The organism is uncultured Acetobacterium sp., from assembly GCF_927416815.1.
GTDB lineage: Bacteria > Bacillota > Clostridia > Eubacteriales > Eubacteriaceae > Acetobacterium.
In genome coordinates this window covers 1-22,024 of sequence record NZ_CAKMJU010000085.1, presented here as the reverse complement: position 1 = coordinate 22,024, position 22,024 = coordinate 1, and the positions used below count along the sequence as shown (strand labels likewise).

The 22,024-nt window shown below is 44.7% G+C and carries 18 protein-coding genes; 15 read left to right on the top strand and 3 right to left on the bottom strand.

Annotated elements, in window-relative coordinates; all coding sequences use genetic code 11:
* Together QZ998_RS11995 and QZ998_RS11990 are read left to right on the top strand one after the other, a co-directional pair.
* Positions 1-765, top strand: a 765-nt coding sequence (locus QZ998_RS11995; protein ID WP_296560903.1) for an EAL domain-containing protein, incomplete at its 5' end; no start/stop codon positions are given.
* Between the two features lie 116 nt (positions 766-881).
* On the top strand, positions 882-3,956 hold the full coding sequence (locus tag QZ998_RS11990; protein WP_296560902.1) for a methyl-accepting chemotaxis protein: 3,075 nt from the start codon (positions 882-884) through the stop codon (positions 3,954-3,956).
* A gap of 401 nt (positions 3,957-4,357) precedes the next feature.
* On the opposite strand, the gene QZ998_RS11985 is transcribed toward QZ998_RS11990, so the two are convergent.
* Entirely contained in the window at positions 4,358-4,570 is a 213-nt protein-coding gene (locus tag QZ998_RS11985) for a response regulator (protein WP_296560901.1), read from the bottom strand.
* A 194-nt stretch (positions 4,571-4,764) separates the two neighbouring features.
* Here QZ998_RS11985 and QZ998_RS11980 point away from each other — a divergent pair, with 194 nt between their 5' ends.
* The 7 genes from QZ998_RS11980 (at position 4,765) to QZ998_RS11950 (ending at position 12,034) form a co-directional block, all read left to right on the top strand.
* Entirely contained in the window at positions 4,765-5,379 is a 615-nt protein-coding gene (locus tag QZ998_RS11980) for a 50S ribosomal protein L25 (protein ID WP_296560900.1), read from the top strand.
* 450 nt (positions 5,380-5,829) lie between these two features.
* Positions 5,830-6,567 (top strand): GntR family transcriptional regulator, encoded by a 738-nt coding sequence (locus QZ998_RS11975; protein WP_296560899.1) that lies wholly within the window; start codon positions 5,830-5,832, stop codon positions 6,565-6,567.
* Positions 6,568-6,760: 193 nt separating this feature from the next.
* Positions 6,761-7,480, top strand: coding sequence for a deoxyribose-phosphate aldolase (deoC, locus tag QZ998_RS11970; protein ID WP_296560898.1), 720 nt, complete (start codon positions 6,761-6,763; stop codon positions 7,478-7,480).
* Positions 7,481-7,506: 26 nt separating this feature from the next.
* Positions 7,507-8,229, top strand: a complete 723-nt coding sequence (gene deoC, locus QZ998_RS11965; protein WP_296560896.1) for a deoxyribose-phosphate aldolase — start codon at positions 7,507-7,509, stop codon at positions 8,227-8,229.
* A gap of 14 nt (positions 8,230-8,243) precedes the next feature.
* Positions 8,244-9,764, top strand: coding sequence for an FGGY family carbohydrate kinase (locus QZ998_RS11960; protein ID WP_296560894.1), 1,521 nt, complete (start codon positions 8,244-8,246; stop codon positions 9,762-9,764).
* Positions 9,765-9,906: 142 nt separating this feature from the next.
* Positions 9,907-10,632: a deoxyribose-phosphate aldolase gene (gene deoC, locus QZ998_RS11955; RefSeq protein WP_296560892.1), complete on the top strand. Its 726-nt coding sequence runs from the start codon at positions 9,907-9,909 to the stop codon at positions 10,630-10,632.
* A 100-nt stretch (positions 10,633-10,732) separates the two neighbouring features.
* Positions 10,733-12,034, top strand: a complete 1,302-nt coding sequence (locus QZ998_RS11950) for a transaldolase family protein (protein ID WP_296560890.1) — start codon at positions 10,733-10,735, stop codon at positions 12,032-12,034.
* A 272-nt stretch (positions 12,035-12,306) separates the two neighbouring features.
* On the opposite strand, the gene QZ998_RS11945 is transcribed toward QZ998_RS11950, so the two are convergent.
* The gene (locus QZ998_RS11945) at positions 12,307-12,939 is read right to left on the bottom strand and encodes a DUF305 domain-containing protein (RefSeq protein ID WP_296560888.1); all 633 of its coding nucleotides are present in this window, start codon (positions 12,937-12,939) and stop codon (positions 12,307-12,309) included.
* A 303-nt stretch (positions 12,940-13,242) separates the two neighbouring features.
* Here QZ998_RS11945 and QZ998_RS11940 point away from each other — a divergent pair, with 303 nt between their 5' ends.
* The 6 genes from QZ998_RS11940 to QZ998_RS11915 all read left to right on the top strand — a co-directional run bounded on the left by QZ998_RS11940 (position 13,243) and on the right by QZ998_RS11915 (position 19,047).
* Positions 13,243-13,635 carry an MmcQ/YjbR family DNA-binding protein gene (locus QZ998_RS11940; RefSeq protein WP_296560886.1) on the top strand — a complete coding sequence of 131 codons (393 nt, stop codon included), beginning with the start codon at positions 13,243-13,245 and terminating at the stop codon, positions 13,633-13,635.
* Positions 13,636-13,842: 207 nt separating this feature from the next.
* Positions 13,843-13,998, top strand: coding sequence for a hypothetical protein (locus QZ998_RS11935; RefSeq protein ID WP_296560885.1), 156 nt, complete (start codon positions 13,843-13,845; stop codon positions 13,996-13,998).
* Between the two features lie 2 nt (positions 13,999-14,000).
* Positions 14,001-15,953, top strand: a complete 1,953-nt coding sequence (locus tag QZ998_RS11930; RefSeq protein WP_296560884.1) for an HD domain-containing phosphohydrolase — start codon at positions 14,001-14,003, stop codon at positions 15,951-15,953.
* Between the two features lie 284 nt (positions 15,954-16,237).
* Positions 16,238-17,245, top strand: a complete 1,008-nt coding sequence (locus QZ998_RS11925; protein WP_296560882.1) for a uroporphyrinogen decarboxylase family protein — start codon at positions 16,238-16,240, stop codon at positions 17,243-17,245.
* Between the two features lie 287 nt (positions 17,246-17,532).
* The gene (dinB, locus tag QZ998_RS11920) at positions 17,533-18,786 is read left to right on the top strand and encodes a DNA polymerase IV (RefSeq protein ID WP_296560880.1); all 1,254 of its coding nucleotides are present in this window, start codon (positions 17,533-17,535) and stop codon (positions 18,784-18,786) included.
* A 15-nt stretch (positions 18,787-18,801) separates the two neighbouring features.
* The gene (locus tag QZ998_RS11915) at positions 18,802-19,047 is read left to right on the top strand and encodes a hypothetical protein (protein WP_296560878.1); all 246 of its coding nucleotides are present in this window, start codon (positions 18,802-18,804) and stop codon (positions 19,045-19,047) included.
* A gap of 124 nt (positions 19,048-19,171) precedes the next feature.
* Here the strand turns inward: QZ998_RS11915 and QZ998_RS11910 are convergent, their stop codons facing one another.
* Positions 19,172-21,532: an ATP-dependent DNA helicase gene (locus tag QZ998_RS11910; protein ID WP_296560876.1), complete on the bottom strand. Its 2,361-nt coding sequence runs from the start codon at positions 21,530-21,532 to the stop codon at positions 19,172-19,174.
* Between the last annotated feature and the right edge of the window lie 492 nt (positions 21,533-22,024).

The window sequence follows — 22,024 nt, the reverse complement described above, 5'->3', positions numbered from 1 at the left end:
CAGACAATGCATAGCAGTACCGATGAAAAGTGGATTTCTTTTGCATACCAGCCAATTATTTCGGTCGAAAGCAAAATGGTAGAGGGATATGAAGTACTGATGCGTTGGAATGATCCCTTATACGGCAGCATACCACCCGATGTCTTTATCCCAATTGCCGAAAGAGATGGGATGATCACGCAGTTAACAAAAAAACTGCTGCGTCAGTGTAAGCAAACCATGCTATGTTACAAAAAACATTTTGAAGCCCATTATTTAGCCGTTAATATTTCGGTGATGGATTTAATAAACGAAGAATTTATCCCCTTTCTCAGACAATTATTTAAAGAGAATGAAAACCTTCTGAAAAAATTGGAGTTTGAAATAACCGAGACCTATTATTTTAATAATTTTGAAATGATTGAAAAGAAGATAGACCTGCTTAGTGACCTGGGGATCAAAATATCAATTGATGATTTCGGCACTGGTTTTTCTTCGTTTGAAAAGTTAGTCAATCTGAAGTTTGATCGGATCAAAATTGATCAATCGTTTATCCGTAATCTGCCATATTCACAGAAAGACTTGCTGGTCATTAATGCGATGGCGTCACTGGCAAAAGGGATGAACCTTAAAGTAACGGTTGAAGGCGTGGAGAATTATCAACAACAAGAATGTCTGAAGCATTTTTGTTTTGATGCCTACCAGGGATATTATTATGCAAAACCATTGCTTATAGAAGAAGCAATGGAGATTTTTAATAAAGACAACAATCGGAAATTTCGCTAAAAAATCAAGTTAATCTCAAAATTTCAATCATTCAGGGCAGTGTGAATAAACCATTGAGATTTGCCATGGAGAGGATCGGGGTTTTGTGAAAATATAAAGATGAAAGAGGTCAATCAATGAAAGAAAAAGCAGTGCTCCAGGGAATTTTAAACAAAAAGGGAATATCATCCGGCAATAATCAGTTTAAACAGCACTTATCGACAAAATTATTGTCGTTTACATTGTTAATCCTGGCTATTTCAGTACTTGTTCTGGGCTTGTTAGCGATCAATTTTGGGACAATCGCAATGACTGAACAATCAAATGCCGATGCCCAGGCTTATGCTATCGAGGGCGCATCCCATATTGGCGCCATTATCAAGGGCAATTTATCTACGCTGGAGGAAATTGGGCTAAGAGCAAGAACAGCTACCATGGACTGGAACACCCAGGTTACAACCATAACTGGGGATGTCGAACGCTTGGGGTATCAGGACATCGCTGTGATGGATATGAATGGCAACGCTAAATATATTATCGGCGGAGGTGAATTTAAATCGGAAGGGCAATTTTGGTACGAAAATGGTTTTAAAGGGGAAACAGCTATTTCCAATGTGGCCATTAGTAGAGTAACCAAAGCACCCTGTGTTTTTGAGGTAGCCCCCATTGTGAACAGTGGCCAGGTAATTGGCTTAGTGATCGGACGGAGAGACCCTACCTTTTTAGAGGACACCACCAATGCCATGGGTGATGGGGTTAGAGAATACGGTTTTGTTGTCAACTCCGAAGGGGCAATTATGGCTCATCCGGATCAAAAGAACGTTCTCGATCAGGCCAATGTTTTTACCGATATTGAAAACAATGGACCCTGGAAAAGCTTTGGACTTGCCTTTAAGGAACTAGGAACCGCACAAACGGGGATGCTGTCCTATGGTTTGAATGGGGATACGAAAATTGCCGCGACAGCACCGATTCCCGGGACCGACTGGAGCCTGATTGTTGCTAAATATGAAAGTGATGTTTTAGCGGCAATGAATAATTTGCGCAATATTATTCTGATTATCGCTACCGTGATTCTGTTAATCGGCGGTGTGGCAGCCTATTTATTAGCCCGAAAAATAACAAAACCGATTATCGCAGTCAATCAGATGATCAAAGAAATAACCATCGGACATTTAGGGATGCGGCTAAAAATTGACAGTAAGGATGAAATTGGTGAAATGTCAGCATCGATGAATCAGCTTGCCGATGATCTGCAGAACGTCGTCATCGGGACGATGAACCAGATCGCGGCCGGGGATGTCTCCGCTAATATTGAAGTTCGCGATCCCGAAGATGAAATTGCCCCGGCTTTGAAATTGACCATTGAAACCATCCGTGGTTTGATTGCCGAGACAACCATGCTTTCCCAGGCAGCGGTGGCGGGACAACTAAAGACTCGCGGCAAAGCTGATAACTTTGATGGTGGTTTTAAAGAAATTGTTCAGGGTATTAATGCAACGCTGGATGCTGTGGTAGGACCACTTGACGTGGCCGCTGACTATATTAACCGGATCAGTAAGGGTCACATACCAGCCAAAATAACGGAGTCCTACAATGGAGATTTTAACGAACTGATCAACAATCTCAATACATTAATTGATGCAGTAAACGCCCTGTTTGAAGATACCGAGATGTTAAAGAGCGCCGGTATCGAAGGAAGATTGGATATCCGGGCCGATGCCGGTAAACATGACGGCGATTTTGCTAGAATTATTGAAGGGATTAATGATACTCTAGATGCCATGGTCGGTCCGCTACAAGGTGCGGCAACATATATTGATCGGATCAGCAAGGGTGATATTCCGCCAATGATTACCGATGCCTACAAAGGCGACTTTAATGATCTTAAGAACAATCTCAATACATTAATAGATGCGGTAAACACCATGATTGAAGATGCCGGTTTGCTGACCCAGGCAGCCATTGAAGGACATTTAACCACTCAGGCAGATACTGATAAATTCAGCGGCGCTTGGAAAGAACTGGTCAGCGGCATGAATGATATTCTGGTTGAAGTCGCCAAACCAACAAACGAGGTTATGACCGTGATGGAAGCCATCTCAAACGGAAACCTCCAGGTCTTAGTAACGGGATCGTATCAGGGCGATTTTAATCGTTTGAAGGAATCAGTCAACAATACGGCCACCCGTCTCGATGCGATCATTGGTGAAATATCAACCAAAATGGAGCAACTAGCCGAGAAGAATTTGGATATTGACAATGCTCGCGAATACCGTGGCGATTTTATCAAAATTTCGAATGCGATCAACGTGATTATCGCGTCCCTCAATGATGTCATGAGTGACATCAACATTGCCGCCGGTCAGGTGGAAATCGGTTCACAGCAGATCTCTGATGGCGGTCAGGCCTTGTCCCAGGGCACCACCGAACAGGCTAGTTCGATCCAGGAACTAACCGCTTCGATTGAAGAAGTGGCCGATGAAACCAAGAAAAACGCCATCAATGCCAATCAGGCCAACGAATTGGCCAGAACCGTCCGAACCAATGCTGAAGTTGGCAACATGCAAATGAAAAAAATGGTTACTGCAATGGTGGACATCAATGATTCGTCCAATAATATCTCTAAAATTATTAAAGTGATTGACGATATTGCCTTCCAGACCAATATTTTAGCGCTTAATGCGGCCGTCGAAGCAGCCCGTGCTGGCCAGCACGGCAAAGGTTTTGCAGTGGTCGCTGAAGAAGTGCGCACCCTGGCAGCAAGAAGTGCCGAAGCAGCCAAGGAAACCACCGGCCTGATTGAAGGTTCCATTTACAAAGTCGAAGCGGGGACGAAAATTGCCGATGAAACAGCAGATAGTTTAAAAGATATTTTAACTGAAATCGAAAAGGTTACCGGTTTAGTGGCAGAAATTGCCCGAGCTTCTAATGATCAGGCTTCCGAGATTGCTCAAATCAACCAGGGGATCGAGCAGGTTTCTCAGGTCGTTCAAACGAATTCAGCCACTGCCGAAGAAAGTGCGGCAGCCAGTGAAGAACTTTCCGGTCAAGCTGAAATGCTCAAACAAATGGTTGGGGCTTTTAAGCTTAAATCGGGGGGACAGTCAAAAATAAGCACCAGCAAAAATACCAGCGAAAAAGGAATGGCACAAAATTTAAGTTCCACAACTGAAATTAATATTAGCTTGGATGAAATGGATAAGTATTAAGTCAAAAAAGCTTTTGATCCGTATTTTACGGATTAAAAGCTTTTTTTTGTTTGAATTGAGGTGCGAAAACAGCCCATCAGCGGCTATCTGATGAATCGGGATGAAAAAATCGCCGCATTGAAAAATTAAACGGTTAACCCGTCAATCGGTTTAACCAGCCTGGACTTTTTACAGTCGGACACCAGATAATAAGGACTGCGGATTAAAAAAATTATCATGGATTTAAACCCCACAACGCTGGTTCCATTTTTTTGATGTCAATTATCCTATGGTATTGCATCTTCATCAGACTAGCTTCGATTGAAAAAACAGCTCGCCAAAATAGCCATCCGTACTCTGCTCTTATAGTTTTGCGATGGCCGGGCATCAGAGCTGATAACCTTTGTCCCTAATTCTTCATTTTAAGAGGTTAATATCACAACCGGAATCAGATGTAATTTTGGTTCGCTCTTGATTTGCTTCAATACTTCAAGGCCGTCCACTTTGGGAAGCTTGAGATCCAGAATTATCACCACCGGATTACCACTCTCCCGGTTGGCAAAATTCCCCTGATAGCAAAAATATTCAAACACTTCGGCGCCATCGTTGACCACTTCTGCTTTTAGAAGAAGCATATGCAGGGAATGTCAGGCTTTCTGTTGAATTTTTCTTAAAAAACTTGATATTGATTCATTTATTTGGTATAATTAATAAAACATAATAAAAAAACACTAAAAAGAATAGTTCGTCAGGGTTTTAATTGAAATTTTTCAAAGAGAATAACCCAAATAATATTATGTGAGAGTTTATCAAGAGAGGAGAAAAGAAAATGAATGAAAAAGTAACAATTGCGATTGACAAAAGAGAGCAAATGAGTGGCAATGCAGGTAAAAAACTAAGAAAAATAGGTTATATCCCTGGAGCCATTAATAGAAAAGGTCTCGAATCAGTTTCAGTAAAAATTAAAAAAGATGAATTGATGAAAAACGTATTTAAGTATGGAAAAAACTATTTATTTACTCTCGATCTTGAGGGGCAAGAATCATTTCCGGTAATGATCAAAGAGATGCAGTATTCGCCAATAAAGAATGATCTTTTAAATGTTGTTTTTCAGCAGGTCTCAATTACCGAACCAATTAAGTTCGATCTTAATATTAGAATCGTTGGCAAGGAAGCAATGGAATTAAAAAAACTTCATATTGTTCAGCAAATGGACAAAATACTTGTAACTGGATTACCGCAGGATATTCCTGATTATCTTGAAATCGATGTAACGGATCTTAATTTGGATGACAAAATTTGCGTCGGTGATATCAATTATCCTGATGGAATTGAAACAGAAATAGAAGCTGATAAAATAGTATTGATGATCAATGAAGCAAGATTAGATGATACAATTCTAGAAGATGTTGTAGATGATAAAACCTCAGAAGTCGAGCAGTAAGAAAATCAGTTAAGTTTATTACTGATGTGAACCGACCGAAAGATTAAGGCGTTATTGCACTTATAGTTAACGTGAAACGGCGTCAGGATCAATTATCTGCAAAAACACGCCATTGATTGATAGCAGAACAAATAAGTAAAGCCATTCTCCATTTAGGAGAATGGCTTTTGCGACGTTTAATCTGGCTTTCAGCCTATTTAAATTAAGTATCTTGACTTTATATCATCACGGGAGTATACTAGTTATAGCTAGTTATGATCATGCGTAATAACAGTGTCTACTGTTGCAGAACTTTTGATCAGATGCGTGAAATTGATCTGGTTCCACTGCATCACATGGATAGACTGACAATTGTATAAGCGTTATACTTTTATTAGGCAGTGGTTTAGAGCAGGATTAAATAATAAAGTTGTATCAGAACGGATGGAACGTAAAAATAGAGGAGAAGTCATGGAAAATATCAGAAGAAAAAATCCCAAACCATTGTATGTTCAGTTAGAGGAATTAATCCGCAATAAAATTGAGGGTGGTGAATGGAAGCCCCATACGGCCATTCCATCGGAGAGTGAGCTCAACAAAATGTTTGGTGTCAGTCGGATGACGATTCGCTCGGCTTGCTCACAGCTGGTTCGGGATGGATTGCTTTACCGGGTGCCAGGAAAAGGAACCTTCGTAGCTGATGCCAAAATTGAAACCGAATCGCTGGCATACATGGGATTTCGAGAACAATTGGAGCGGATGGGTTACGAAATATCAACAGAAGTACTAGGAATTGAAACGGTGGCAGCTGAAGGCCGGATCAGTCGACGTTTAAGTTGTCCAGCGGGAACCCCAATTGTCCAAATACGGCGCCTGCGTTTTTTAAAGGGACAGCCAATCAGTCTGCACTATTCCTATATACCGGTGGCTCTTTGTGCAAATTTGGAAAATAATATCCTGGAGCGCGAACAACTCTGTGTGCTGCTTGAACAGCAACGGGGCTTAAAGCCACTGCGGGTTATCGAAACCCTGGAATCAGCAACAGCCACTGAAACGGAAAGCACCCTCTTTGAGGTGGAGCCCGGTTATCCGCTCCTGGTTCTTGAAGATGTGCTCTATGATCAGCATGATACACCCTATGAATACTCCAAGGTGGTTTTTCGCGGTGATAAGATTAAACTAAAATTTGAATATAAGAATTGTTTCTAAACCATAATTATCCAGATGGAAAAAGCGCTGAAATCCGATTAACACGGAGCTTCAGTGCTTTTTTTATTGAAACAAGGGTAACAATTCGCTTGACATACTAGTCATATCTAGTTACAATAAGAATAATACCAGTCATGACTAGTCTAACATGCAGTGCAAAGGTGTTCTGAAGAATTAGAAATGGGGGGATTATATGATTGATTTCACAAAAATGACAAAATGGGATCTGGGAAAATGCTTTGATTATGCCATTTTGCCAAAAGATACTACGGAGGAAACCATCCGAGGTGAATGCAAGGTGGCAATTAAATATAATTGCAAAGCCTTTTGCTTTTCTTCATCCTACTGGACAAAGGTGGTGGCGGAAGAACTCAGGGGAACGGATTTACTAGTCGGGGCTGGTATCGGCTTTCCGTTTGGTCAACAGAGTAGTGCCGTCAAGGCTTTTGAAGCCGAAGAAGCGGTTCGCTGGGGAGCGACGGTGCTCGACAATTGTATGAATGTGGGCGCACTAAAAGACAAAAAATACAAAGAAATTCTTCAGGAATTTAAAGACTACAAGAAGGCCGCTGGTCCGGTCGTGACAAAAATGATCATCGAAGCTGAAATGCTCACTGATGAAGAAATCAAAACGGCTTGTCAACTTATTGAAGAAGCAGAAATCGATTGGGCTAAATCATCATCGGGACAGTACAACGGAATGTCATTGGAACAGGTTCGCATGATGGTGAACACTTTGAAGGATTCCCAAACCAAGGTAAAGGTCTCGGGAGTAAAATTTCCACGAGCGCAAAATGCCTATGTCTTTCTGATGGCCGGCGCTGAACTGATTGGTTCCCGGTCTGCACCAGAAATCATCGACGCTTTGGATACCATGCGGGAAATCGGGGTGGTTCCAGCATACGCGTTGTAAACGAATACAAAACGAGGAATTAAGAAATGATTGATTTATCAAGAATGACAAAATGGGACATGGGTAAGCTATTTGATTATTCGCTGCTTCCGAAAAACTCGACGGAACCGCAGATTCGACAGGCCTGCCGAGATGCCATCAAATACAATGCCAAGGCCTTTTGCTTTTCATCATCCTATTGGACCCCGGTGGTTGTGGAAGAATTGGCAGGAACCGATTTGCTTGTCGGAGCGGCCATTGGTTTTCCTTTTGGTCAACAGAGTAGTAGTGTTAAAGCCTTTGAAACCGAAGAAGCGGTTCGTCTGGGAGCAACGGTGCTAGATAATTGCATGAATGTTGGGGCACTTAAAGATAAGAAGTACGATGAGGTATTGCAGGAATTTAGAGACTACAAGAAAGCTGCTGGTTCGGTTATAACGAAAATGATCATTGAAACCTGTCTGCTGACCAAAGACGAGATTGTCACAGCAACAAAACTGGTGGCAGAAGCCGGAATTGATTGGGTAAAAACATCCACTGGTCAGTATGCCGGGCCATCTGTCTCAGATGTGTTACTGATGGTGGATGCCCTTGAAGGAACAAATACAAAGGTGAAGGTAGCCGGGGTCAAGGTGCCACGTCCCCAGAATGCCTTTGCATTTTTCGCTGCCGGAGCAGAGTTAATCGGAACTCAGGGAGCAGCCGAAATATTGGATGCGGTGGCGGACATGCGCAGATGTGGCTTGTGTCCGGAGCATAAAGAAGACTAAAAAAGGAGAGTATCATGGGAAAGTATTTAGTTGGTATGGATGCTGGTACGACGGGTTGTAAGGTATGCGTTTTTGATCTAGAAGGAAATTTGATGGCTAGCGACTATCGGGAGTATCCCTGTTATTACCCCAAAGAAGGTTGGGTGGAACAAATTCCAGAAGACATAACCCCAGCTTTATTTGCCACTTGTAAAGATGCGATCAGTAAATCTAAAGTCGATCCTAGCGAAATCATTGGGGTGGGGTTGTCCTCTCAGGGATCCGTCATCGGTTTACTCGACGAAAACGGAAAACTGTTGCGTCCCTTTGTGGGATGGCAGGATCTCCGCGGCGGGAGCCAGGAAATCTGCTGGCTGGAAGAACAGATTTCCCGGGAGGAACATTATAAAATCACAGGAGATCCGCTGGGAATGTGCTTCAGTGTGGCCAAGCTGGTCTGGCTCAAACAAAATGAACCAGAAAACTGGGAAAAAACAGCGATGTTCTCCACCCATCAAGATTACTTCCTCAAGGAATTGGGGGCTGATGGCTACTATACCGATTATTCCTCGGCCAGCCGGGAAGGGATGATGGACATCGACAAGGCCGAATGGTCCCAGAAACACCATGACCTATTGGGGATTCCCTTAAGTAAACGGGCAAAAATTGTCTCCGAACCTGGAAAAGTGGTGGGTCATATTACTGCCGAAGTGGCCGAAAAAACTGGCTTGGCTGAAGGAACCCCGATTTCCATCGGCGCCCACGATCAAAACTGTAATACCTTTGGTTCGGGCGGGGTCGATGATGGTACCGCCGTCATGGTTATGGGTACCTTCGGTTCCTGTTTTGTTATCTCCGACAAATCAATCCGTGACCCTAAAGCCCGTCTGGTGGTCAAGGGGAATCATGGTGTGGGTAACTTTACCATTGAAGCCTTTGCCAATACCTCAGCCTCGGCGTATCGCTGGTTTCGGGATACTTTTTGCGATCTGGAAAAATTCTCTGGTCAATTGACCAAAATCGATCCCTATGTACTGATTAATCAGGAAATTGAATGTTCACCGATCGGAGCCAACGGGATTACCTTCCTGCCTTATCTCCAGGGGGTTTCCGGGGCGAAACTCAATGATAAGGCTCGGGCCACCTTTATCGGGATGAGTCTGGGAACCACCAAGGCGGACATGGCTCGGGCAGTGATGGAAGGCATCTGTTATGAAATGTACGACATCATCAATGCCGAAATGGAAGCCGGCATCAAGCTCAATGGCATTCGCCTGACCGGAGGGGCTGCCAAATCTCCTATGTGGAGTCAGATGCTATCGGATATCACAAAACAACCGATTCTCCTGCTTTCAACCAGTGAAACCGGCTGTCTGGGAGCGGCTTTGTATGCCGGAATCGGAGTTGGTGCCTATCAGAATCCCCACGAAGCGGTGGATCGCGCGGTTAAAATTTCACAGACCTTTATGCCGAATCCATCTAATTTTGAAGCCTATGATAAAGCTTATAAACGTTTTAACGATGTCTACGACGCCTTAAATGGGAGATTCTTCTAAAAACTGTTAACCGGTTTGATTGTCACAAATTAGCGGGTAGCCTTTGATTCCGTTAAAGATAAGCCGGACAGATGGATTTTCAGGCCTCCGGGTCTCAGTCCATCCAGCTTTAAACGAAAGTCTGATAGAAAGGGAGAAAAAAATGGTAGATTTATCAAAAATGGATCAAAAAAGCATGGGGAAGTTGTTTGACTATGCAATTCTTCCCAAAGATACAACCACACAGAAAGTTCTGGATGGCGCAGCAGAAGCAAGAACATGGAATTGTGCTGCAATGTATGTCTCCAGCCCTTTCTGGGTGCCGGTGCTGGTTGATGCCTTAGCCGGATCCGATGTCTTGCCGGCCTGCGGGATTAACTTTGCCTGGGGTAGTGCAACCCCGCAAACAAAGGAATTCGAAGCCAAGGAAGCGGTTCAATTGGGAGCCAAATCGATTGATATGTGTCTGAATTTGGGCGCCTTGAAGGATCACAATCTGGCGGTAGTTCGGGATGAGCTTAAACGGTTCAAGGGAGCAGCTGGTGATCAGGTGCTTACTAAAGGTATTCTGGATATGGCTTTTTTAAGTGATGATGAAATAAAAATTGCCTGTGAGCTGCTGGTGGAATGCAAAATTGATTATATGAAAACCGCCACCGGTCAGTTTGAAGGGCCGAGTATGGAACAATTTCTGATCGCCAAGAAAGCATGTGCAGGCACACCGGTTAAGCTCAAGGTTTCGGGGGTGAAATTTCCGCGGCCTCAGAATGCATACGCCTTTATTTTGGCGGGAGCAGATCTCATTGGAACTCGAGCAGCACCGGAAATCATCTCGGCACTGCCGATCATGCGTGAAATCGGAATGGTACCAGCCTTTCTTGAAGATTGAAAAGGCTCTTTGCATGTGGAGTTACAAACTTGTTGCTCCCATGCATTTTTAAAAAATAGCATAGTATGGACTGGTCATGTTCACACGCAAAGGAGAAATTATGAATATCAATTGGACTATCAATGATCTGGGTTTGCCCGGAGTCAGCGGCGAAGAGTCGCTGCTCGCGCGGGTAAAAAATTTACCGCTGACATTCGCAGAAATTTCTCAGTTAAGCGGACGGGCGGATCGAATTGGGGTTACCAGGGCGTTCCGGAAGGTGATTGAAACCTTTCCCGTGCCGGAGCAAGAAATCCCAGCGGGATTTAAGGTCGTTTTGAGCTTTGCAGAACGGGTTTTACGAGTGGATCTGGTTCGGGATATCAGCTATGATAAAAACAATTGCCTCAGACCCACCAAAGTCTTGTTTTCCGCTGATAGTGCCAATCCCTACGAGATTGCCCCAATTAGGGATTATATCGCCAACCTGACTTGTAATCCGGGAATCATTTATGATTTATTCATCAACAATCCCGATGCCAATGTGGGGAATCATTTTAAGACCCGGGATGAGGTGATGGCGGAAATCGGCCGGATTCTTGGTTCCGGCGCAGATATCAGTGTGGAACTTAACGATCCTTTCGGGAAAAGTGACAGTGAACTGTTAGAAGAGGCTGAGAAGTTCAGGGAAATGCTCAGCGAATATCGGGTAGTCATCAAGGTGCCCCATACTGGAGTGGTCAATGCTAGTAATGTGGGTAACTTGCTCGCGGGCGACAAGCGACTCAATATGCACTACAATAGCCCTGCTACTGAGGATGCTTTTAGGGGTCATCGACTGGCACTGCTGCTACGGGAACACGGTTTCCGGGTCAATTTCACCCTGATGTTTGAACCCTGGCAGGCTGCGCTGGCGCTTCAGGCTCGGCCATATTTTATTAACAGTTTCATCCGCCATCGTTTGATCCAGTCGAAGACGATCGATCATTATCTTAAATTGTATCAGAACACCGCCGATAAAAAATATCTCGAACAGTTACGGGAATTTATGGTGGATAAGGATTATTTGCCAGGAAATCAAGCAAATATGGATCTTGATACCGTCTTTAACGAAGCTGAAAGCATTTTAAAACACCGGCAATTCAGGACGCACGAAGGAGCGGATGGATTGGATGCAGTGCGACAAAATTTGCGGTTGCTGCGCGAGAGCAATCTGCCGGACACCCGCCTGATTGTTTGCAGCATCGATGGCAATGACAACTACCCGGACATCGATCGCTTGCTGTCGACCAATGAATATAGCGATATGGCTGGACGGGTGGTGGTAACGGCTGAGCCTCGATATCTGGCTCGTTTTACCAGCGCCAATCAGGTTGTTTCCTATCAACGACGCTTTTTGAATGCGGCTAATGGGATGGGCTAGGCGGGGCAAGCTGGACAAGCGAATTTTGACCCGGCAACAGACAGCAGTAGCCGGTCTACCTGATTGTCCAGGGGATGCTTCGAACCAGTGCGCACTGCTATGCGGGTCATTGCGATGTCAGTGGGATGATCAAATTTGTTCAGGAAAATCGATAAGAACCGAAAACAAAGCCATTCGCCCAAGGGAGAATGGCTTTGTTAATGTATAGCCCTGTTCTGGAGTTATTTCGGTTAATTCAAGCTAAGTTTGTACAATGGAAATAGAAGATAGGACTAGAACCATTCGGCTAACCAATTACGCATCATATGAATTTCATTACGCTGGGTATCGCGGATGGTTTCGGCAAAAGGAATAATTTCCTGATGGTCGGCATATCCGCTGGTGATCAGTTGTTGGGACATCATCACCGCATCCATATGATGGAAAATCATATCTTGCAGGAAGGCCTGATCCAGGGCATCACCCTGAAGACCGGTAAGATCCCGCATCATTGGCTGGTAATTAACCTGATGATCCTGGTTGGGATACCAGATTTCGAGCCAGATCTTCATTTGTTCGATTTCCGCTGTCTGGGTTTTGATAATATCGTCAGCGAAATTTTTCATCTCGTTACGGTCAGTCTTTTCTTTAAGGATCGTGGCGGATGCCACCGCTTCCTCATGATGGGCAATCATATGTACTAAAAAATCATGTTCACTTTCGATTGTAGCATGCATCATGCCCGAATTCATCATTCCTGAACCCATTATCTCGGAACCCATCATCCCGCCGGATCTGTTTTGAAAGTTTTGCTGAGAACTGCCGTTATTTGACAGCAAAAATATAATATAGCCGATCATGCCAATCAGAATCAACAAGACCGTAGCTAAGCTTACCCCAAGAATAACAAGGGTTGAATTTTTCATATCAGATACCTCCACTTCTTTTCGATTATTCATCGCTGGATTAAATTTGAACCCCGTCTAGGGTTAGTAAATTTTTTATAATCAATTCCAATACCAGACAGTATCTTGTATTATTAGTATAGCATGGTTATGAATTTATTTATGTGATTGAATCACATAGGCTTGGTTAAGTTCGTGTATAATCTAGATATTATTGAAAAAACCATTCAGAATATCGATAAACGCATGATTTTCGAGTATAATCGAGAAGATAACAGGTATTAAGATGAATCCTAATACCCTAAAAACTTGGAAGGAGACAAGATGAAACCTTGTGAAAAATGGGATGAACTAATTGAAAAAACAGTGTCAATTTTGCCCGGCACATCCCGGGATTATCAACACGAATGGGATGCGGTTCGATACTTTGTAGGGGATGTGATGTTTGCCATGCGTGGCGAAAATAAGGTTGGAGACTCATTATTGACAGTCAAACTGCCACCCGGTGACGGTGAAATTCTTCGCTCACGGTATCTGGATATTATTCCCGGATATTATATGAACAAACAGCATTGGAATTCAATTATGCTTGATGGTAATGTGCCAGAGGCGGTTTTAATTGATTGTATTCAATTAGCTTATCAGACAGTACTGAAGAAGTTAACAAAAAAGAAACAGCGGGAGATTGAGGAAAGCACGAGCGTTTCCAAAGGATAAGAAGAGCAGTTTTCTTTGTGATAGCCTTAGGTTATTACAAACGATATGACAGAAACGTCCCCGTTTCATGTGATAAAAGATTGATCGTGGCTAGGACTGTCACGATCAATCTTTTTTATAGTTGCGGTTCATTAAAACACATGGATTAAACCATCTGAAGCGGGTATAATAACAATCATAAAGCCCAACTCGAAAAGAGGTGAGACCATGTCAGCTGAACTGATCAAGGATCTGTTATTCAATACGGCCCTGCTGCTTTCGATCAGCATTGTTTATAATCTTTTTTTATCCGCATCAACAGCCGGAAAAAATGGCTGGAGGTTGTTCTTGGTATTTTCCTGGGTGGGGTGGGGATTCTGCTGATGATGAATACCGTCAGCTTTTCAAATGGTATAATCTTTGATACCCGATCCATTTTGATCAGTGTTTCCGGACTCTTTTTGGGCTATCTACCCACCATCATTGCCGCCCTGATGATCTCGGCCTATCGGATTTATTTAGGCGGCGGCGGAGCCCTCACCGGGGTGCTGGTGACGATGACCTCTGCCACAATTGGCCTGATCTGGTATCGCTACCGGATGCCCGCGATCCTGAAAAAGCCTCACAAGGTCTGGCCGGAGCTGTACCTGTTTGGGGTGCTGATCCATCTCGTCATGCTGGCCGACATGCTGACCCTGCCTAACCAACAGGGGGTTGGAGTTCTCCAGGCGATCACACTGCCGGTGCTGATTATCTATCCCCTGGGATCCATGCTGCTGTGCCTGGTGATGTTCCAAGGCTTGAAAAACCGGGAAGCCGAAAAAAATCTATTGGAAAGCAGGGAAAACTATAAAAACCTTTATTATGAATATCAAAAAAAAGAATCGCTATTGCGGTCACTGCTGGACTCTGTTCCGGATCTGGTTTTTTATAAAGATCATAAGAGCGTTTATTTAGGCTGCAACAAAGCATTTGAAGCTTTTGCCGGTAAAACTATGGATGAATTGATGGGTCTTACTGATGCGGATCTCTTTGACCAGGAAACGGCGACCCTGTTTCGAACCATGGATGAGATCATGATGCGCGAAAAAAAGTCCCGCCGAAACGAGGAACTGGTTACCTATCCGGATGGTCGAAAAGTTTATCTGGAAACCCTAAAAACCCCCTATTATGATCAAAACGGAGAGAACCTGGGCTTAATTGGGATCAGCCGGGATATTACCGATCGCAAGAAAAATGAAGCTGAGATCCTCTATCTAAGCCAGCACGACATTCTCACCGGGCTCCATAACCGCAGTTATTACGAAGCGGAACGACAGCGGCTGGATCATCCCGATTATCTACCTTTGTCAATGATTATCGGAGATATCAATGGGCTTAAACTGATCAATGATGCCTTTGGCCACGGCGAAGGGGACAAACTGTTAATCAGCATCGGCAAGATCATGAAAGACTGTGCCCGGCCACAAGATATGCTGGTGCGCACCGGCGGGGATGAGTTTGTCATGCTGTTGCCCCAGACCACCTATCGGGAAGCCGGGGTTCTGGTTGAAAAAATTAAAAAATCCTGTGATGAAGGCTACAAGCTGGACAATGAACTGATCGTGACCAGCATCGCGCTTGGCTTTGCCACCAAGGCTAATGAACATGAATCCTTTGAAAAAATATTTAAACTGGCCGAGGAATCAATGTACCGGAAAAAGCTGTTGGAATATAAGAGCTTTCATTCGGCCGTGATGAATTCGATTAAGACCACCCTGTTTGAAAAAAGCAATGAAACCGAGGAACACGCTGAGCGGATGGCCGATCTGGCTAAGCAGCTGGGTCAGGTATTGGAATTGGATCAGGAGGAGCTGGTGTCCCTAGAACTGGTGGCCACCCTCCACGATATCGGCAAAATCAGTATCGACAGCAAGCTGCTCCTGAAAAACACCCCCCTAACCGATGACGAATGGGCAGAAATCAAAAAGCATCCCGAGGTTGGCTATCGGATTGCCCAGACGGTGCCAGAACTGCGTAAGATCTCTGAATATATTCTCTGTCACCATGAACGCTGGGATGGTAATGGCTATCCACAGGGTCTCAAAGCCGAGGAAATCCCCTTATTAGCCCGGATTCTGGCGATTGTAGATGCCTACGATGCGATGACCCAGGATCGCTCTTATCGTCAGGCAATGACGGAGCAGGAAGCCATTGACGAGCTAAAGCGCCATGCTGGCAGTCAATTTGATCCGGCTCTGGTGACGGTGTTCATTAAGGATGTAATCGAAAAGAATATCAAAGAAAATAGCAGCAAAGAAAATAGCAGCAAAGAAAATCTGATCACATACGATTATTAAAAAGCAGATCCGGTCAAAGGTCGAATAGTCAACCCGGGTGATTTTCTTAATTATATTTAAAATAATAGAATACGGGCATAATGCCCCTTTGGGTCAGGAAGCGCCTGATTCAAAGAAGGATTTGTGAAACACCATTATAAAGCCGATGATAACGACATCAAAGATATAAGTTTAACCGGTTAAGTAATGCTTGTAATGCATTAAAACTGATGATATAATTAATTTTACAAATATACACGCATTTAAAATGTATATCACCAATATTTGATAGGAGGAAATGATTTATGCTTACGAAACGACAGAACCTACTGGAAACGATTAAAGGTGGCAATCCGGACCGCTTTGTCAATCAGTATGAGGCCTTTGTGTGTACGGATGCCATTTACGGAATGATCATGGGTGATCCAATTACCGGCCAGGGCAGCATGCCTATGCCCGGTGGTGAACCGGTCAAAAATGCCTGGGGCATTACCTTTGCCTGGCCAGCCGGCACCCCCGGAGGATTTCCCTTACACGACAAGGAACACAAGGTTCTCCAGGATATCACCAAATGGCGGGACGTTGTTAAGGCACCTAAAACAGACTTGCCAGCCGAAGCCTGGGCGCCGTTTTTACCGGCCGTTGAAGCGATTGACCGCAACGAAGTCTTTGCTACCATCTTTGTCGCCCCTGGCGTCTTTGAACAATGTCATCATTTAATGGGAATGGAAGATTGTCTGATGGCCTTTTATGAAGAACCCGAAGAAATGCATGCCCTGATTGACTACATCGTCGAATATGAACTTCGCTATGCCGCTGAACTGATCAAATATTACAAACCCGACTGTCTCTTCCATCATGACGATTGGGGCAGCTCCCTGAATTCGTTTATGGCTCCGGAAATGTTTGCTGAATTTATCGTTCCAGCTTATCAGAAAATCTACGGCTTCTATAAGGCCAACGGGGTCGAGCTGGTGGTTCATCATAGTGATTCCTATGCCGCTAATTTAGTACCCCACATGATTGAAATGGGCATCGATATCTGGCAAGGCTGTATTTCTAACAATAATGTACCTGAGCTGATTAAAAAGTATGGCGGCCAGATTTCGTTTATGGGCGATATCGACAACTCCCTGATTGATGATGAAAACTGGACCCAGGAAAGCGTTGGAGCTGAAGTCCGCAAAGCGGTCGCCCGCTGCGGCAACCACTACTACATTCCCTGCATTACTCAGGGCGGCCCCGGTAGCGTCTACCCCGGCGTTTATGAAGCGATTACCGCGGAACTCGATCTGATCAATGCCGGAAAATAATTAAACTCTGATCAAACCAATCCATCTAATTTAAAATAAAGCCTAACCATAGTCGGAGAACTTTCTCCGGCTATTTTAATTTCCGGGTAATTCCAGAGGAGACGGTGCAAATCGAAAACGCCAGAGCTAGTGAATGCCCTGGCATTTTTTAGGGATAGATCGGCGGTAGTGAATAATTTCAAATTGGCGAGTCATATAATTTATTCATTGACAAAGGCCATCGGTGGGTATAAAATAACTATAGAACATATGTACTAATTTGATTGAGGTAGATAAAAAGGTGAGCCGTGGAACGAATTATTTTACACTCAGATATAAACAGCTTTTATGCCAATGTAGAATGTTTATATCATCCCGAAATCAGAAATCTCCCGGTGGCAGTGGGCGGAAACCCCGAGAAACGCCATGGGATTATTCTGGCCAAGAACCAGAAAGCCAAGGAAGCTGGGGTTAAAACCGGGGAAGTTTTATGGCAGGCTCGGGGGAAATGTCCTGAGCTGGTGGTGATGCCGCCCAATTATCAATTGTATCTGCGTTTCTCCCGGCTGGCTCGAAAAATCTACAACCGCTATTCCGATCAGGTCGAGCCCTTCGGTCTCGACGAAGCCTGGTTGGACGTTACCAACAGTGCCCAGATTCACGGAAGCGGCCGGGTGATCGCCGAAAAAATCAGTCGGGATATCCAGGACGAGTTGGGAATCACCGTTTCCATCGGGGTTTCCTGGAACAAGATCTTTGCCAAGTTTGGTTCGGACTATCAGAAACCCAATGCCATCACCGTCATTACCCGCGATAATTATAAAAAAATTGTCTGGCAGCAGGAAGTCGGGGATCTCCTCTATGTGGGGCGATCTACTAAGAAAAAGCTAATCAAATACGGCATCTATACAATTGGACAATTGGCCCAAACATCCCTGGATTTTCTGGTTCTTCAATTTGGCAAAATGGGAGCGGTGTTATGGCGGTTTGCCAATGGCCAAGATGACAGCCCTGTCAAATCTTTTGACGAGCATTATAACGGCAACGAACGGATCCTCAAAAGCATTGGTAACAGCATCACCACTCCCCGGGATTTAAAAGACCTGAAGGATGTCAAATTGATCATCTATATGCTGACTGAAAGTGTAGCGATGCGGTTACGGGAAACCGGTTGCTATTGCCTGACTGTGGCGATCCATGTAAGGAACAAAGAATTGCACAGTTTCACCCGGCAAGTGAAACTGGCCAAGCCATCGGATCTAACCCGGGAAATAGCGGAAGCGGCCATTGCACTGTTTGAAAATAATTATGATTTCAGCTCAGATATCCGCTCGATGGGGGTTCGCGTCACCGATTTGGTGCCCGACTCAACCCCGATTCAGCTGGATCTGTTTAGTAATGAGATTATCCGGGTGCGGCAAGCCCGGCTTGATGAGACTGTCGATCAATTACGTAAGCGTTTTGGTAATCTGGCACTGCGGCGGGCTGTGACGATCGGAGATCAGATGAGTGGCCTGGACCCCAAAAAAGATCACATCATTCATCCGATTGGATATTTTTAAAGGAGATGTTAGAGAATGGCGATAAAAAAATTTGTCCAGGTAATTGCAAAATTCGAAGAAGATGGAAAAATTATTCCCTTGAAGGTTTTATGGGAAGACGGTCGGGTTTTTATAATCGACCGGGTTCTGGATATGCGCCCGGGGGTTTCCCTGAAGGTCGGCGGACAGGGAATTCGCTATACCTGCCGGATTCAGAATAAAGAAGTCTGCCTCTATTATGAAGAACCCAAGTGGTTTGTCGAGGGCAAGGAAAAGTCCTAGCTCAATCAAAACCGAAATCAAATCTTACCGCTGCTTTGATAAAAAATTCACTAAAAATAAAGTAAAAACATCTACTGGTTTTCCCCGGCAGATGTTTTTTTGTTTTTGGGTGATCACGCCAGCATTACGATTGGCTCCAAAAATCTTGCAAGGATTTTTTCAAATCCGCCTCAGACCGGATCTGGCGATGAGGAAACCATTCCCGGGGAAACAGTTGGCGATAGCTGGAGCTACCAAAGCGCTCATCGATGAGGACGATCACGCCACGGTCGGTCTCGGTCCTAATCACTCGTCCGGCGGCCTGAAGCACCTTGTTCATGCCGGGGTAGAGATAGGAATATTCATAACCGGCGTGGTTCTTTTGATTGAAATAATCGCGGATGATATTGCGCTCAAAACAGATCTGTGGCAAACCCACCCCGACAATAATGGCGCCGATCAGGCCCTCGTTTTTTAAATCCACGCCTTCGGAAAAGATCCCGCCTAGTACGCCGAAGCCCAGCATCCCGGCCGGGGTAGTGCCGGGTTCCGGCCGGAACTGACCCAGGAACAGCTCCCGGTCATCCTCGTTCATTTCCGGGGTTTGCCGGATTGTGATGATCTCGGGGTAGGTTTCGCTAAAAATCTCAAATACCGCGTTTAGATATTTATAGGAGGGAAAATAGACCAGATAGTTGCCGGGGTGTTGCGCCAGCACCGTTTTAATCCGGTCGGCAATGACAGGGTAGGTTTTTTCGCGGTTCCGGAAGGTGGTTGAAATGGTATCGTCAATCAGTAGTTCCCGGTTTTTAACATCAAAGGGCGAGGGCAGGCTGATCTTATAGCTGTCGGGGTTACCGCCCAGAATTTCTGCAAAATAGTCCAGCGGGGACAGGGTGGCAGAAAAAAAGATCGCCGCCCGCCCGCGTTTGATCGCTTCGCCCAGCAGGTGGGAGGGGTCGAGACAAAAGAGTTTTATCTTGGTATCGCCGTTGCTGTTTTCAACATAGGTCAGATAGCGGTGATCGTAAAATTCGGCGGTGCGCATAAAGGTCAAGGCGTTGAAATACAGTTCTAGCAGCTGTTCGTGGGATTCGTTGCCCTCGTTTTTTACCAGCCATGCTTCGGCCAGATGAATAAACTGCATCAACAACGAAAAAAAATCTTTGGGAGCTTCCGGCTGGCGATAATACTGGTTGGCTTCAGCCAGTTTCCGCAGGCCAATCATATGGGCATTGAGCTTGCCTAGAGCCTTGGCGATACCGGGATCACGATCCTTAAACAAGCGCTTTAGCTCCAGAATCGGTTTTTTATAAAGCGCCGCCGAAAACATCGACCGAGCCCGGTCGACCAGATTGTGGGCCTCATCAATTAGAAAGGTGTAGTCGCCCCCGTTATCGGTAAAGAACCGCTTGAGGTAAACCCGGGGGTCAAAGACATAATTGTAATCACAGATTACGCAGTCACTAAAGAGTGTTAAATCGAGGGAGAATTCAAAGGGGCAGACCTGATGCTTGTGAGCATAGCTTTCAATGATCGGCCGGGTCAAGCGGTTTTCCTGCGCCAGGATATCAAGAATGGCGGCGTTAACCCGGTCGAAATGACCCCGGGCGTAGTCGCAGTGATCGGGATCGCAGATGGTTTCTGCCTGAAAACAGATTTTATCCTTGGCGGTGAGGGTGATGCTTTTAAAAGCCAGCCCCTGATCCGCCATTTTGGCAAAGGCTTCTTCAGCCACCTCCCGGACAATGGTTTTGGCAGTCAGATAAAAAATTTTAGCAGTATGCCCTTCGGCCATCGATTTGATGGCGGGAAACAGGGTCGACATCGTTTTCCCGATCCCGGTGGGCGCCTGAACAAACAGTTTTTGATGTTCGGCGATGGTTTTATAAACCGCCACCGCCATTTCCCGCTGGCCCCGGCGATAGCCCTCAAAGGGAAAATCCAGGGTCTTGATGGCGGCATTTCGCTGGGGCACCCAGTTGCCAGTCAGACGGGCCCAGACCAGGTATTGATCGATCAGATTGTAAAAAAAGGCAGTCAGTTCGTTCTGGCTAAAGACTTTTAGAAACTGCTTGATCGCATCGCTGTCCAGTTGAAAATAGGTTAGCTGGACGCCGATTTCTGCTAGCTCATTCTGGACGGCATAAATAAAGGCATAGCATTTAGCCTGAGCCCAATGGGTTTTGCTGTAGTCTTCGTCGATGTATTCCAGTGGCCGGTTGGTAGACTTGATCTCGTCTACGATAATCCCGGTATCGGTGGCGATGATGCCGTCGGCCCGGCCTTCGATCCGGAAGCTGAAGCCTTCGTATGCAAGGCTGTATTTTAGCGATACCTCAGGGGTATAGCCCTTATCCTGATTGTCTCTCTGAATTTTCTGGTGGGCTCGGGTTCCTTCCAGAGCGCTGGCATTACTGATAAATTGGGAGTCGATATTTCCGGAGCGGAGCATAAACTCCACTAGATTACGAACGGATAGTTTTATTTCGGGTTGATTGGTCATCGTATCACCTGTGATTGGACTTCTTTTAATCTAGGATTAGTATTTGTCATCTGATATAAAATTATAGTATAAACGACAGAGATGTCAAAGTAATTAAAGATAACTTTTAGTAACGGCAGAAGCGGTAACATGATCATGATGATGCGCAACGATGGATTGAAGAGAAGCTATTACTAAAGCAGGAGTATTGATAGATAATGAAAAACAGAGATTCTTCCGACAAACACAAAATGTAAACGAACACAAAGCTATCAAAATTAGATTAAATGACAAAATTTACTAAAAAAAGTATTGACAGGCTTAATGAATACGAGTACAATGATGTTGAAAATACAATAGTAATTACAATATTACTCAACTTTCCCAGCTTAATTGACCAAACAAAGCCTTTATAAAAGAGGCCTGAGAGTCAATCCATTGCTGGAGTTGATTTTTTAACAGTGTAGACTTTCTAGAGCCTACCAAATTTAATTGTTCAACAAATAAGCTCAT